At 63.7% G+C, this 13,980-nt stretch carries 15 protein-coding genes and 1 tRNA gene; 6 read left to right on the top strand and 10 right to left on the bottom strand.

Annotation, left to right across the window (positions count from 1 at the left end):
- Window positions 1-6 precede the first annotated feature (6 nt).
- Window positions 7-969, top strand: a complete 963-nt coding sequence (locus FCT00_RS06505; RefSeq protein WP_212747994.1) for an alpha/beta hydrolase — start codon at window positions 7-9, stop codon at window positions 967-969.
- 50 nt (window positions 970-1,019) lie between these two features.
- Here FCT00_RS06505 and lysM read toward each other — a convergent pair whose 3' ends face one another.
- The gene (gene lysM / locus FCT00_RS06500) at window positions 1,020-1,433 is read right to left on the bottom strand and encodes a peptidoglycan-binding protein LysM (RefSeq protein ID WP_008332337.1); all 414 of its coding nucleotides are present in this window, start codon (window positions 1,431-1,433) and stop codon (window positions 1,020-1,022) included.
- Window positions 1,434-1,594: 161 nt separating this feature from the next.
- Between lysM and FCT00_RS06495 the strand changes: the two genes are divergently transcribed.
- The gene (locus FCT00_RS06495; RefSeq protein ID WP_008332339.1) at window positions 1,595-1,936 is read left to right on the top strand and encodes a DUF2853 family protein; all 342 of its coding nucleotides are present in this window, start codon (window positions 1,595-1,597) and stop codon (window positions 1,934-1,936) included.
- 256 nt (window positions 1,937-2,192) lie between these two features.
- Here FCT00_RS06495 and FCT00_RS06490 read toward each other — a convergent pair whose 3' ends face one another.
- The 5 genes from FCT00_RS06490 to tsaD form a co-directional block, all read right to left on the bottom strand.
- Entirely contained in the window at window positions 2,193-2,585 is a 393-nt protein-coding gene (locus tag FCT00_RS06490) for a DUF1761 domain-containing protein (protein WP_138422296.1), read from the bottom strand.
- 67 nt (window positions 2,586-2,652) lie between these two features.
- Window positions 2,653-3,066 carry an EVE domain-containing protein gene (locus FCT00_RS06485; protein WP_138422295.1) on the bottom strand — a complete coding sequence of 138 codons (414 nt, stop codon included), beginning with the start codon at window positions 3,064-3,066 and terminating at the stop codon, window positions 2,653-2,655.
- A complete protein-coding gene (locus FCT00_RS06480; RefSeq protein ID WP_008332344.1) occupies window positions 3,066-3,335 on the bottom strand; it encodes a YciI family protein in 270 nt (89 codons plus the stop codon). Before FCT00_RS06480 ends, FCT00_RS06485 begins: the two co-directional genes overlap by 1 nt.
- A complete protein-coding gene (locus tag FCT00_RS06475; protein WP_138422294.1) occupies window positions 3,336-4,280 on the bottom strand; it encodes an NAD(P)H-dependent glycerol-3-phosphate dehydrogenase in 945 nt (314 codons plus the stop codon). It abuts the gene before it with no gap.
- The gene (gene tsaD, locus FCT00_RS06470) at window positions 4,277-5,374 is read right to left on the bottom strand and encodes a tRNA (adenosine(37)-N6)-threonylcarbamoyltransferase complex transferase subunit TsaD (RefSeq protein ID WP_138422293.1); all 1,098 of its coding nucleotides are present in this window, start codon (window positions 5,372-5,374) and stop codon (window positions 4,277-4,279) included. The genes FCT00_RS06475 and tsaD overlap by 4 nt, the downstream gene beginning before the upstream one ends.
- Before the next feature lie 72 nt (window positions 5,375-5,446).
- On the opposite strand from tsaD, the gene FCT00_RS06465 reads away from it, so the two are divergent.
- The 4 genes from FCT00_RS06465 (at window position 5,447) to FCT00_RS06450 (ending at window position 9,106) form a co-directional block, all read left to right on the top strand.
- Window positions 5,447-6,112: a uroporphyrinogen-III synthase gene (locus FCT00_RS06465; RefSeq protein WP_171042907.1), complete on the top strand. Its 666-nt coding sequence runs from the start codon at window positions 5,447-5,449 to the stop codon at window positions 6,110-6,112.
- 88 nt (window positions 6,113-6,200) lie between these two features.
- Window positions 6,201-7,454 carry a COG4223 family protein gene (locus FCT00_RS06460; protein ID WP_138422291.1) on the top strand — a complete coding sequence of 418 codons (1,254 nt, stop codon included), beginning with the start codon at window positions 6,201-6,203 and terminating at the stop codon, window positions 7,452-7,454.
- A gap of 10 nt (window positions 7,455-7,464) precedes the next feature.
- Window positions 7,465-8,979 carry a heme biosynthesis protein HemY gene (locus FCT00_RS06455; RefSeq protein WP_138422290.1) on the top strand — a complete coding sequence of 505 codons (1,515 nt, stop codon included), beginning with the start codon at window positions 7,465-7,467 and terminating at the stop codon, window positions 8,977-8,979.
- A 51-nt stretch (window positions 8,980-9,030) separates the two neighbouring features.
- Window positions 9,031-9,106: transfer RNA gene (locus tag FCT00_RS06450), tRNA-Thr, on the top strand.
- A gap of 29 nt (window positions 9,107-9,135) precedes the next feature.
- Here FCT00_RS06450 and FCT00_RS06445 read toward each other — a convergent pair.
- The 4 genes from FCT00_RS06445 to FCT00_RS06430 are packed head-to-tail and all read right to left on the bottom strand — an operon-like array spanning window position 9,136 to window position 13,935.
- Window positions 9,136-10,371 (bottom strand): Tm-1-like ATP-binding domain-containing protein, encoded by a 1,236-nt coding sequence (locus FCT00_RS06445; protein ID WP_138422289.1) that lies wholly within the window; start codon window positions 10,369-10,371, stop codon window positions 9,136-9,138.
- Entirely contained in the window at window positions 10,368-11,852 is a 1,485-nt protein-coding gene (locus FCT00_RS06440; protein ID WP_138422288.1) for an aldehyde dehydrogenase, read from the bottom strand. Before FCT00_RS06440 ends, FCT00_RS06445 begins: the two co-directional genes overlap by 4 nt.
- 9 nt (window positions 11,853-11,861) lie before the next feature.
- Entirely contained in the window at window positions 11,862-13,385 is a 1,524-nt protein-coding gene (locus FCT00_RS06435; RefSeq protein ID WP_138422287.1) for a tripartite tricarboxylate transporter permease, read from the bottom strand.
- A 7-nt stretch (window positions 13,386-13,392) separates the two neighbouring features.
- The gene (locus FCT00_RS06430) at window positions 13,393-13,935 is read right to left on the bottom strand and encodes a tripartite tricarboxylate transporter TctB family protein (RefSeq protein WP_138422286.1); all 543 of its coding nucleotides are present in this window, start codon (window positions 13,933-13,935) and stop codon (window positions 13,393-13,395) included.
- Window positions 13,936-13,980 lie beyond the last annotated feature (45 nt).

Genomic DNA, 13,980 nt, shown 5'->3' with positions numbered 1-13,980 from the left:
GCACCCGTGAAATTCATTCTCATCCCGGCGATTTCGGTCGGCATCTTCTTTGCCATCGCATTTGTTCTGATCCTGTCCCAGCCGCCCAAGGGTTTCGTCTCGGCCGAAACGCTCGACTTTCCCGAGGGCGATTCCGGCGCGCCGGTGTCGGACCTTTTGACCTTCACCGCGCGGGATGGGGCGACGCTTGGCTATCGCGACATTGCGGGAACGGGTTCGGGCGACATGATCCTGGTCCACGGGTCAGGGTGGCACGGCGCGGCCTATGAGCCGCTTGCCCAAGCGATCTCGCAGCGGTGCGGTTACCGTGTGATCGTGCCCGACCTGCGCGGACACGGGCCGCTGGCCGACCCGCGCGGCGATATCGCCTATGTCGGACAACTGGAAGACGACCTTGCCGATCTGCTGGATCATCTGGGGTTGGACCGCGCCGTGTTCGCGGGGCATTCGTCGGGGGGCGGTCTGGTCATCCGGTTTGCGGGCGGTGCCCATGGGGCACGCATGGACCGTGCGGTTCTGATCGCGCCCTTTCTGAAATACAACGCGCCGACCGCAACCGAAGGGTCCGTCTGGGCCCGCCCGTTGACGCGCCGGATCGTCGGTCTGTCGATGCTGAACGCGGTGGGCATCCGCGCACTGAACGGCCTGACCGTGATCGAGTTCAACTTGCCCGAAACCGTGCGAGCCACCGAACAGGGGCAATGGGCCACGGCGTCCTATAGCCACAGGCTGAACACCGGATATGCGCCGCGTTCCGATTATCTCGCCGATGTTGCCGCGCTTCCGCCCTTCCTCCTGCTGGCCGGGTCGGATGATGCGGCCTTTCGGCCCTTTGAGTATGAGCCGGTGATGTCCGGCGCCTCGACCAACGGGCGCTACGAGATCCTTCCCGGTCTCGGTCACCTCGGCATTCTCGACGCGGCGGAAACGACCGAGGCGATTGCGGACTTCCTCGGATGCCCCAAATAAGAAAGGCCCGGAATTCAGCCGGGCCTTCCGCTTGAAGAACGCTGTGCCGATCAGGTCGGAATGCGCAGCACCTGACCCGGGTAGATTTTGTCCGGGTGCTTCAGCATCGGTTTGTTCGCCTCGAAAATCTCGTTGTAGCGCGAACCATCGCCCAGGGTTTTCTGGCTGACCGCCCAAAGCGTGTCGCCCTTTTCGACTGTATGAAACAGCGTCTCGGTCTCGACATCGGCTTCGACCTCGGAAATGCCTTCGACGTTGCCGACGGCAAGGATGACCTTTTCCTTTTCTTCGGTCGTCATCGATCCGCCGGTCACCTTGACCTTGTCACCCTCGACCTTGATCTCGAGCCCCTCGGTCGAAACGCCGAGTTCCTCGACCTCTTTCTTGAGCGCGTCCTCGTTCTTGGCGTCTTCGCCGCCGAAAAGCGACTTTCCCGCCCCTTTCACAAAACTCCAGAGTCCCATCGTACCCTCCGATTGATAAAATGCGCCGCCATGTTGCGCCATCCGGGCCGTGATGGGTAGAGGGAATGATCGGGGGATAATTTTCTTTCGATTTGGCACATTTGCGCCTAGGCTCCCCGGCGAGGGACGGACGCCCTCGGGACAGAACTGGGAGTCTTTTCATGGGAAAACGTGACGACAAGATCGCCACTTACGCGGACGATCTGAAGAACAAGTGCGGGATGACCCCCGACATGGACCTGCTGACCAAGGTGACGATCGGCTGCGGTCCGGCGATCTACAACCCCGACGCCGAAACGGTGGCCGGAAGTCAGGCGCACGAGCTTGAGACCGTCAAAAACAATTTCCTCATCAAGAAACTTGGCCTGACCGATGGCCCGCAACTGATGGACGCGATCAACGCGGTGATCGAGACCTACGGCAAGTCCGAGCGCAACAAGTATCGGGCCGTGGTCTATTACATGCTGGTCAAGCATTTCGGCAAAGAGTCGGTCTACGCCTGACCCCACACCATTCGTTGTCATGCTTCGAGGGCGGCCGCTGGTCGCCCTTTGTCGTTCTGCCCGTCGCGTCGAATTTGGCTAAAATCCCAGAGACTTGGAGATTGAGCGACTCGATGAGATGCCCTATCTCTCTTCTCGAAGGCCAGGACGGTCGGACCCTAAATTCAGAGACACGTGCGGTGCTGAGGGAGCACGTGGGGTGGATGGAGGGTTCGGCGCGGGGCCGGACCCTCCAGTTTTTTTCGGGCTGCGTTTCTCAGAACGCCATCAGGATTGCGCCGATGATCGCGCAGCCGCCGACGGCGTAGCCTCCGTCGATCACGGTCAGCAGGAAGGGGCGGCCCGGATAGGCGTTGTTGATCATCGTCCAAGGCGTGATGAAGAACAGACCGATCCCCATACCAGCGACGAAGCCTTTGCCGATGGTATCGATGGCCGTCATCGCGAAGATGTGGCGCATGAACCCGGCGACGACGATCATTGCCACTGCCGACAGGATGAAAGGAAGCGCGCCGCCCATCGGGCGCCCAGTCTGTTCGTCGACCTTGACGCCAGACACCCGCATCCACGGTTTCGACAGCACCATGTACCAGACGGCCCCGAAGACCCACGCCGCGGCAGCCGCGACCAGAACGTTGACGATTTCCATGATTGTCCCTCACTGACACAGTTTGTTGTGAGCCAATCATGCCGTGAGGGGGCAATTTCCCCTAGTCCTATTCTCCGGCCAGTTCGAGAACGACGTTCCATTCCGCTTCGGTCACGGGCTGCACCGACAGGCGGGTGTTGTTGACCAGAACCATGTCGGCAAGGCGCGGGTCGTTCTTGCACATGTCCAGCGTCACGGGGTTTTTCACCGGGCGGACCGCCTTGATGTCCACGCATTCCCAGCGGGGATCGTCGGTCGTGCTGTCGGGATGGATTTCCTTGCAGACCTCGACGATCCCGACCACGCGTTTTTCGTCGACGGAATGGTAGAAAAACCCAAGGTCGCCCAGCTTCATCTCACGCATGTTGTTGCGGGCCTGATAGTTGCGGACACCGTCCCACTCCTCGCCCGCCTCGCCTTTGGCGACCTGATCGTCCCATCCCCAAGCGTTCGGTTCGGATTTGAACAGCCAGTAACGCATCAGCCGACCACCTTTTTCCATTCCTCAATCCGTACGTCGGCGAACAGGTCGGCCTTGGCATACGGGTCACCCTTGGCCCAGTCGAGTGCCGCCTCGCGCGAAGTAACGGACAGGATGACGAGTGAGCCGTTCATGTCGCCGTTGTCGTCAAGAAACGGCCCCGCCATGACGACGACGCCGGTGTCCTCGATATAGCCGAGGTGCGCGTCACGGTTGGCTTTGCGGATGTCCAGGCTTCCGGGCTTGTCGGTGCAGATGACTGCGAACATTCATTCCTCCTTGAGCGGGCGGGCGAGCAACAGATCGCTCGCCTCGTTGATCGTAATATTGCCGGACATGACCGCGACGACCATATTCGTGATCGGCATTTCGATCCCGGCTTTCGTGGCGGCGTTCGCGACGGCCTTGGCCGTGGCCTTGCCTTCGATCGTCACGCCTTCGGCCTGAGGCTCGCCCCGGCCGAGAGACAGGCCATAGGCGAAATTGCGGGACTTTTCCGAAGTGCAGGTCAGCGTCAGATCTCCGAAACCGGACAGGCCCTGAAGCGTGTCGGCTTCGGCCCCCCGCGCGATGGCGAAGCGGTTCATCTCGGCGAACCCGCGCGTCATCAGGGCGGCGCGGGCGGATTCGCCCAGCCCGGCGCCGATGGCGAGCCCGCAGGCAATGGCGATCACGTTCTTCATCGCCCCGCCGGTTTCGACCCCGATCATGTCCGTCGACCGATAAAGCCGCAGATTGCCGCCCGTCAGCGCATGTTGAAGCGGTTCAGGCTCTGATGCGGCCAAGGTCAATGCAGTCGGCAGGCCCGCCGCGACGTCGACGGCAAAACTGGGACCGGACAGAAGCGCGGGGGTCGCGTCGGGGCAGAGACGGCGAATGATCTCGCCCGGTCCTTCGCCGGTCTCGACGTCGATGCCCTTGCAGGTCGCGACCAGCGTGCGCCCTGACAGCACTTCACAATACTCGGACAGGAACGCGCGCAGCTTCTGCATCGGGACGGCGAGCAACACGACATCGTCCGTGACCGCGGATATGTGTTTTGTGATCACAAGCTTGTCCGGGAAGGCGAAGCCGGGCAGGCGAAGAGTATTCTCGCGCTGGTCCGCCATATCCCGAACATCGCGCGCCCAAAGTGTCACGCCCTTGCCGGACCGCGCCATGGCGATGGCCAGCGATGTTCCGAAAGCCCCTGCACCAAGGACAGCCACGCTCATGCTTTCGCTCCCTTCTTGCCGAACCCGAGCATCGGCGCCGCACTCTGATCCAACGGCCAGCGCGGGCGGGCGGCCAGCGTCATGTCGTCGGTGTCCCCGGATCGGAACTTCTCGATCCCGGCCCAGGCAATCATCGCTGCATTGTCGGTGCACAGGGCCAGCGGCGGCGCGACAAAGCCGACGCCATTCTCCGCCGAAACAGTCTCTAACGCAGCACGAATGGCGGAATTCGCGGCCACACCGCCCGCGACCGCGATCACGGGTACCGTTGGCGACAGGGCCAAATATTCGGCAATCGCGCGGCTGGCCTTTTCCGCCAGAACGTCGGCAACAGCCGCCTGAAAGCCCGCGCAAAGGTCGGCTCGATCCTTGACCGTGATCCCGCCTTGAGCGGTGACGAGTTTGTCCCGTTCGCGCAGAAGCGCCGTCTTGAGGCCAGAGAAGCTCATATCGCATCCCGGCCGGTCCAGCAGGGGCCGTGGGAGGCGAAACCGCTTCGGGTCGCCCGCGCGCGCCTCAACTTCGACCGACGGGCCGCCGGGTTGCGGCAGGCCCAGCAAACGCGCGGTCTTGTCGAACGCCTCGCCGGGCGCATCGTCGATGGTGCCGCCCAGCCGCGTGAACCGATCCGGTCCATGCGCGATCAGGAATTGGCAATGCCCCCCCGACACAAGCAGCATGAGATAGGGAAAGGATGTGCCGTCGGTCAGACGCGGCGTAAGCGCGTGGCCTGCAAGGTGGTTCACCCCGACAAGAGGCAACCCCGTCGCCACGGCAAGACCTTTGGCCGTCATCACCCCGGCCAGAACGCCGCCGACCAGACCCGGTCCCGCCGTCACCGCGATGGCGTCGAGGTCGGGCAATCGCAGCCCGGCAGCTTCAAGGGCTTCCTCGACACAGAGGTCGAGCTTCTCCGTATGTGCGCGCGCGGCGATTTCCGGCACCACACCCCCATATGCCGAATGCAACTCGGTTTGACCGGCCACGACCGACGACAGGATCTCGGGATCGTGCCCCGGACGATGGCGCACGACCGCAGCTGCGGTGTCGTCACAGCTGCTTTCCAGCCCGAGAATCGTGATGGTGCGCGACATGGTGCGGTGGTTGCTCCGAAGGTCTCGCCGGGATACCAAGACACACCGTTCCCGTCCATCCCGCGAGACGCCATGACCCCGAAGCCCACGGTGATCCTGACCCGCCCGCGCGAGGCGAGCGAGCGTGCCGCGGCGGCCGTGTCGGGGATCGATGTGATCGTGTCGCCCGTGACCGAGATCGAGGGAACGGGCGCTTCGGTCGATCCGGCGGAATTCGCCGGTCTGATCCTCACGTCTGCACATGCCGTTTCGTTCCTGCCAGATCTGGCCGGAGTTCCGGTCTATTGCGTCGGCGCACGCACTGCCGAAGCGTCGGGCGGGGAGGTCAGGCTCGTCGCACGGGATGCCGATGATCTGGTGCAGCGCCTCGAAGCGGAAGGGCCGCTGCTTCACGCGAGGGGGCGCGAGACGCGCGGCGAGGTTGCAGAACGGCTGAATTCCGCTGGAATAGAGACACATGAGTGCGAGGTTTACGCGCAGATCGCCCGCGACCTCAGCCCCGAAGCGAAGGCCGCGCTCGAGGGGCCGGACCGCGTGATCCTGCCCCTGTGGTCACCACGATCCGCCGAGCGCGTGGCAAACCAGTTGGCAACGATTGGATCCAACCTCCACGTGATTGCGTTGAGCCCGGCGGTCGCCGCTGCGTGGACAAGCGCGACCGGCGGACGAAGCGAGGTCTGCACCGATCCGAACGGCGACGAGATGATCGCGCGAATTGTCGCTGCGGCATCTCGGTGACCCGCCTTGAGACCTTGGTGCGCCGTAGCTAAGTTTGAACCGAAGTCCGGCTTGTCCGACAATGAGTTAAGATTCGAAAGGTGCACGCGTGGCGAAAACCCCGAAATCCGACGACACAACCGAAACGGGCGAGCCCGACTCGCCCAAGGTTGCTCAGGATGCCGTGGAAGACGCGGTCGTCATCGAAGAAATCGCGCCTGAGGACGAGCCCGAAGTCACAATCCTGACCGATCAGGACGGGACGCGTGACGACAGCGGGGCCGACACCGACGATGAGGCGCCAGCGCAGGACGTGGACCCCACGCCGAGCATCGCGCCCGTGGTGCGTGAAGAACCGCGGCGCGGCGGCGCGGCGCTCCCGTTCGGGGGCATGATCGTCGGCGGGCTGTTCGCGGGTGCAATCGGGTTCGCGGCGGCGCAGGCGTTCGTCCCCGGCAGTTGGCCGTTCGGGTCGGACCCCGGCCCGGACCCGGTGCAGGAGGCGCTGAACGCGCAATCGGAGCAGATCGCGACGCTTCAAAGCACCATCGACGAACAATCCGTGACGATCAGCGCCCTTCAGGGCGACACATCGGTCGAAGATCTGGGCGGCGCGCTGCGCGCGGACATCGTCGCGACCCAGAACCGGATCGAGGATCTGGCGGCCACCGTCAGCGGATACGAAGCGCGTATCACCGCGCTTGAAAAGATGCCTCAGGGCGACAGTGCGGAAGCGGCGGAAACCGCGGCTGCCGCCTACGAACGGGAGTTGGCGAGCATCCGGTCGATGCTTGAGACCGAACTTGAAAAGCTGCGCGCCGAACAGGCCGACGCGGAAGAGCTTCAGGCCAGCGCGGCGCAGGCCGCGCAGGCGGCCACCGGGCGCGCCGCCTTGTCCCGGATCATGGCTGCACTGGACTCCGGTCAGCCGTTCGAGGACGCGCTTTTCGACCTGACGACCGCGACGGGGGCCGAAGCACCGGACGCACTGGCCGCAGTCGCTGGCGACGGCGTGCCCACGCTGGGCAGCCTTCAGGAAAGCTTCCCCGACGTGGCGCGAGAGGCGCTTGACCTGAGCCTGCGCGCGATGGTCGAGGCGGGCGAGATCGGTCGGGGCGAGGCGTTCCTTCGCACCCAGCTTGGAACCCGGTCGCTGGAACCGCAGGAGGGCGACGACCCGGATGCGATCCTGTCGCGCGCCGAGTTCGCCCTCAACAACGGTCGCATTGCCGAGGCGCTCGACGAACTGTCGGCGATGCCGGACGCCGCACAACCGGCGATGACCGACTGGATCGACCGCGCGCAGACGCGGCTTGCCGCGCTCGAGGCCGGATCGGCCCTTGCCCAAGACCTGAACCAATAAGGAAGACGTAATGCTCTGGTCCCTGTTCAAGATCATTCTGTTCGTCGTCCTGATCGGTGCGGCAACGGTCGGCGCGACCTATATGCTGGAAACCGACGGCGGCATCCGCGTCGATATCGGCACGCAGGAATACAACCTCGGTGCGCTTCAGGCGGTCATCGCCCTGATCGTTCTGGTCGTCGCGCTTTGGATTTTGTTGAAGCTGGCTGGCCTGATCGTCGCCACGATCCGGTTCCTGAACGGAGACGAAACCGCGATTTCCCGGCACTTCGACCGCAATCGCGAGCGAAAAGGGTATGAGGCGCTGGCGGACGGGATGATGGCGCTCGCTTCGGGCGAAGAGCGGACGGCGATCACCAAAGCCGCACGGGCCGAACGGTATCTGCGACGCCCGGAATTGACCAACCTCATCACAGCGCAGGCCGCCGAAATGGCCGGCGACCGGAAGAAGGCGACCGAGGTCTACAAACGGCTTCTGGCCGATGAGCGCACACGGTTCGTCGGCGTGCGGGGTTTGATGAAGCAGAAGCTGGAAGAGGGCGACACGGACACGGCGATGAAGCTGGCCGAGAAAGCCTTTGCGCTCAAACCGCAACATGCCGAGACCGGAGACGTGCTGCTCGCCCTGCAAGCCACCCAGAACGACTGGCACGGCGCGCGGGAAACGCTGGGCAAGAAGGTCAAGCATGGCGCGCTTCCCAAGGACGTCGGCAAGCGCCGGGATGCCGTGCTCGCCCTTCAAGAAGCCAAGGGCATTTTCCAGGACGGCAATTCGATCCGCGCCCGCGAGGCGGCGATCGAGGCGAACAAGCTGTCGCCGGATCTGATCCCCGGATCGGTGCTCGCTGCGCGCAGCTATCTGGAACAGGACAACAAACGGTATGCCGCGCGGGTGCTGACGAAGACCTGGAAGGTGCAGCCGCACCCGGACATTGCCGAAGCCTTCGCCGAGATCGAGCCGGACGAAACGCCGGAACAGCGGCTGAAACGGTTCAAAGCCCTGACGAAAGAGCATCCGGATCATCCCGAGAACAAGATGCTTCTGGCCGAGTTGCACATCGCCGCAGAACAATTCGACAAGGCGCGTGAGGCTTTGGGCGATCTGCCCACGACCAAGCCGACCCAAAGGGTGCTGACCCTCATGGCGGCCATCGAACGCGGGCTCGAAGCACCGGACAGCGAAATCCGCGCATGGCTTGCCAAGGCCGTCGTCGCGCCGCGCGGACCGCAGTGGGTGTGCGACAAGTGCCATACGGTTCATGCCGACTGGGGCCCGGTTTGCGAGAACTGCGGTGCCTTCGACACCCTGTCATGGACCGAACCGCGCGAGACGGACATGAAAATGCCGGGCGGAACGCGGATGGACGCGCTGCTCGTCGGCGCCCCGGACATCGCCCCGGACCGCGAGATGGTCGCCGAAGCCCGCGCCGAGGACCACGAAGCACTGGTCGGCGGCTCCGATCCTGCCGACGAGGCGGTCGACGTGACCCCGGCGGAAGCCACGGAAACCGAGAGCAAAAATTAGGGCTACACACCGCGCAAAGGTGGTGATAATGACCCCGCACCGAAGCGGTGTGCCGCTGTAGCTCAGCTGGTAGAGCACGTCATTCGTAATGATGGGGTCGGGGGTTCGAGTCCCTTCAGCGGCACCACTTCGGGACCAGTCCGACAGACGCGACCATCAGGGGCGGGGCACGATGCCCCGGGCCAGCCAGTCGTCGAAGGTCGCCAGCACCGTATCGACGAAGGCATCGTCATTGATGTGGGCGTCCAGAGCCTTGAGCGTCACGTTGTCCGGGCAGACTTTCGTCAGTTCATCCACGAAAGCGGCAAGTCCGTCGGGATCGCACAGATCGGCCCCCGGCCGGTCCAGGGCGTGGCATCCTTGCGTGGGCAGGATGAACACCGTCTCGCCCTTGGCGCCTGCCAATCGTTCGGCCAAAGCTCGCGCCACATCGCGGCGGCGGGGTGCATCCAGAACGACAGACGTCAAAAGACGGTTGTGGGCATGGGACGGCAGGCCCTGCAAAGCTCCGGGCATCGGCTGCCACCCCGCCAGATCCACGAGGTCGTAGCAGCCGGACGACACGATCTGCGGTATGCCCGCGCGTCCAGCGGCGGTCAGGCGCGATTCGCCTGCGTGGATGGCGGACCCGTTGATGTAATTCCCGACCTCCTGCGTGGCGAAATCCATAACGCAGGCGAACGCGCCTTGGGCGGCAAGGCTTTCGAACGCCCGGCCCCCCATCCCCGTCGCGTGGAACACCGCGACATCGAAACCACGGGATTCCAGTGCCGGTTTCAGCGCGACCATGTAGGACAGGAAGGATTTGCCGAAGCTCGTCATGCCGATAAGCGGGCGTTTCGTATCCGGCTTTTCCACGGCGCGAGCCGCCCCCAGAACGGCCCCTGCGGCTTGGGAGAGGGACGCTTTGCAGACGGCATTGAGCCCGTAAAGCCCCCCGGCCCAGAGGATCATCTGCACATCGACCGGCAAACGCTCGGCCGGGATCAGGGGTGAAAACGAGACGGTCGAAACGATGTACTTGGGAACGCCGAGCGGCACCGCGTTGCAGACATCGAGGGCAAGGTCCGTGCCCATCGTGCCCCCAAGCACCAGAAGGCCGTCGAAGCGTCCATCGGCAAACAGGCGAGACACGAGCGTCGATGCACCCTGCGCCATGATCTGCATCGCCGTGTTTTCGTCGCCGCTGTCGATGGCGGCCTGAATGGAACTGCCGCCCGCCTCGGCCACGTCATGCTTGGAAAAATCCGTCGGTTCGGTCGGGTCGCCAAGCACGGACACGTCCATCGTGACCACCGCGCCGCCCTGCCCCCGGATCACCCCGGCGATGTAGTTCAGTTCGTCGTCCTTGGTGTCGTAGGTCCCGACGATCAGGATCGTGCGGTCGGTCATAGTTTGATCCATGCGGTTTTCAGGTCGAGGTACTTGTCGAAGGCATGGAGCGATTTGTCATGCCCGTTTCCGGATTGCTTCACTCCGCCAATCGGCACGGTCACGTCGGGTCCGCCGTAGGTGTTGACGTGAACGACCCCTGCCCTGATCGCCCGGATCATCCGGTGCGCGCGGGAAAGATCGCGGGTCCAGACCGCTGCGGCAAGGCCGTAATCCGTGCCGTTGGCGATCCTGACCGCCTCATCCTCGCTGTCGAACGGGATGACGGCAACGACGGGTCCGAACACCTCGTTCTGGGCAATCGGGTCGCTGGGGTCGACGCCGGTGACGATGGTCGGCTCCATGAAGTAGCCCCCCGTCTCTTCGAGGATGCGCGACCCGCCGATGACGGCGCGCCCGGCCGACCGCGCCTCATCCACGAAGCAAAGGTTCTGATCGAGTTGCCGGAGAGAGTTGACTGCGCCCGCGCTTGTCGAGGGATCAAGCGGGTTGCCGACCGACATCGTTTTCACAAATTCGGCCAGTCTTGAGACGAATTCGTCGTGGATCGAACGCTCGACCAGCAGTCTCGACCCGGCGACGCAGACTTGCCCGGCATTGCGGAAAATACCGTTGGCCGAGACCTTGACCGCCTCGGTCAGGTCCGGGGCGTCCGCGAAAACGATGTTCGGGGATTTGCCACCGAGTTCGAGGTACACGCGTTTCAGGTTGGATTTCGCCGAATACTCCAGAAGCCGCCTGCCCACAGGACCGGACCCGGTGAAGACGAGCACGTCGACGTCCATCGACAGCCCCATCGCCTCACCCACAACAGCGCCTTCGCCCGTGACCACGTTGAACACGCCGGGCGGGATACCAGCCTCGAGCGCCAGTTCCGCGATGCGAAGAAGCGTGAGCGATGCGGTCTCGGCGGGTTTCAGGACGACCGAGTTTCCGGCGGCCAGTGCGGGCGCGACTTTCCACGCGCCGATCATCAGCGGGAAGTTCCACGGGACGATGGCGCCGACGACCCCGACCGGAGCGCGGTGCACGAGGGCGAGGATCGAGGGGTCGGTCGGGGCGATCTCGCCGTAGAGCTTGTCGATCGCTTCGGCGTAGTAGCGGATCGTTGCGACCGCCGACAACGGCTCGGCCTTGAACGCCATTCCGATTTCGGTCCCGTTGTCACGCACGCCCAGAACCGCGAGTTCCAATGCGTTCGCCTCAATCAGATCGGCCCATTTAAGGAGCGTCCGCTTGCGGGCTGCGGGTGGAAGATCGGCCCAGCGGCCGTCCTCGAACGCACGACGAGCGGAGGCGATTGCGCGGTCGGCGTCCTCACGCGTCCCGCGCGGGATGGTGGTCAGAACCTTGCCGTTGAGGGGTGAAATCACATCCATTTCGCCACCATCGGACGCGCCGCGCCGCTCGCCGTCTATGATATGCGCACCGGGGCGCACATCCTGTGCTGCCAAGGTGTCGATACGTGCCTGATCGAGCATGAAACCCCCTTAACGCGTTTGGCTGTCATGGATGTCGTGGTCGTGCTCGTTTTCCGGGACCGCGCGCCGTTTCTCGCGAAACAGACCCCAGACATGACCGACGATCAGCAGGACGATTGCGATGGCGAGAAGCGCGGCGATGGGCCGATCCACGAAGTCGAGCGGCGTCTTCACCCGTGCCATCGCGGCGCGCAGTTTGACCTCCATGATCCCGCCAAGGACCATGCCGAGAACGATTGGCACCACCGGCAAGTTCATCCGTTTGAGCACAAGGCCGATGATCCCGAAGCCAGCCGCTAAGGCGCAGTCGATCACCGAATTGCGTAGCGAGTAAACCCCGACGAATGACAGGGTCAGGATCATCACGCCCAGAAAACGGGTGGGCACGCGGATGATGCGGATCAGCCAGTTCGAGGCGAACAGCATAAACACCACGACGATCACGTTAAGCAGGATCATCGCGATATAGAGCGCGTATACGAAGTCCATGCTGTTCTGGAACAGTCCCGGACCCGGAACGACGTTGTGGACGTAGAACACCGACAGCATCATCGCCGTCAGCGCCTCGCCCGGGATGCCCAGCGCGAGCAGAGGGATCATCGCGGCGGCGGGCACGGCGTTGTTGGCCGATTCCGAGGCTACGAGGCCTTCGGGGCTGCCGTTACCGAAGGCGTCGGGGTCTTTGGAAGTCTTCTGCGCATAGGTATAGGTCAGAAACTGCGCCGTGAACTCCCCGACGCCGGGGATCATGCCCATGAGCACGCCGAAGAACGACCCTGCCCCGGCGACCCGTTTGTGCCGGAACACGCCGAGCATCGCGGTGAACATGTTGCCTTGGACCCGTTGCGTGATGGGCGCGCGTTCCGGGTCGGTGAGCAGCACGAAGGCCTGACTGAGCGCGAAAAGGCCCAGAACCACGACGATCAGGTCGACACCGGACGACAGCCAGTCCTGCCCGAAGGTGAACCGCTGGGTGTAGCGCACAGGCTCCAGCCCGATTGTATTGATGAGGATGCCGAAAGCGGCGAGCGATCCCGCGACGAGCGTCTGGCCACGATGCGCGATGACCACGAGGACGATACCGAGCAGGGCCGCGAGAAAGATTTCACGGCTGCCGAACAGGGGCGCGACCTTGGCCAACACGGGCGACAGCAGGATCAGGGCGGCGATGGACAAGATTCCGCCCACGAAGCTCGCCCCATAGGCCAGACCCAAAGCACGCAGCGCCTCGCCCCGCCGGGTCATCGGGTGTCCGTCATAGGTGGTTAGCGCGTTGACCGCCGTGCCGGGGGTGTTGATGAGGATGGCGGGAAGGGAGCCGCCGTACATCGACGACCCGTAGATGCCGAGCAGCATGGTCAGACCGACGAGAGGTTCGAGCGCGAAGGTGGCAGGCAGCAGGATCGCGATGGCGACCGCCGCACCGACACCCGGAATGGCACCGATCACGACTCCGCCGATGGACCCGATGAACAGTGCAAAGACGACCGCCGGATCGGCGAGCAGATTCAGACCGGATAGAAAATCGCTCATGCCGCCCTCACAGCCAGATCATCACGAAAAGTCGGAACTTGCCCGATGGCAGAAGCGAATAGATCTCGCCCGATGGGATTTTCACATGCAACAGGCCCTTGAAGATCACGACGACCGCGATTGAGAACAGGGTCGCAAAGGCGAACCAGCGTGCTTGCCGGTATCCCAGACGAAAGACGAGGAGGTTCGTGAATATGAGCGTCGAGGGCAGGTATCCAAGACGCGGCACGATCAGCACATAGGCGATGAACCAGATCGCGAACTCGATGGATCGCAGCCAATAGACCACCTCTTCGGTTCGGCCCCGGATGCGTTCGGACAGCATCGCGCCCAGAAGGTGAAGGCCGGAAAAGACGACCATCGCCCAGACCGCAACCGTGGGCCAGAATGCCGGTTGGCCGAGAAGCGGCTGACCGTCGACCCATGTCGTCTGGCTCGGCAATGCGGCAAGGAGAGCCAGACCGAACAGGAACGAGACAAGCGAAATGATGAAATCGCCCGGTCGCCGGTAGCGTTTGAACAGATCCTGAAACGTCTTGCTGCGTGCCATGTCCTGCCTCGTGAAGGACGCGCCCCGATGTGACCGGGGCGCGCG

The sequence above is a fragment of the Maritimibacter alexandrii genome (assembly GCF_005871115.1).
GTDB classification, from domain to species: domain Bacteria; phylum Pseudomonadota; class Alphaproteobacteria; order Rhodobacterales; family Rhodobacteraceae; genus Maritimibacter; species Maritimibacter alkaliphilus.
Note: the sequence above shows the minus strand (reverse complement) of the source record. Positions and strands in the feature narration are given on the sequence as shown.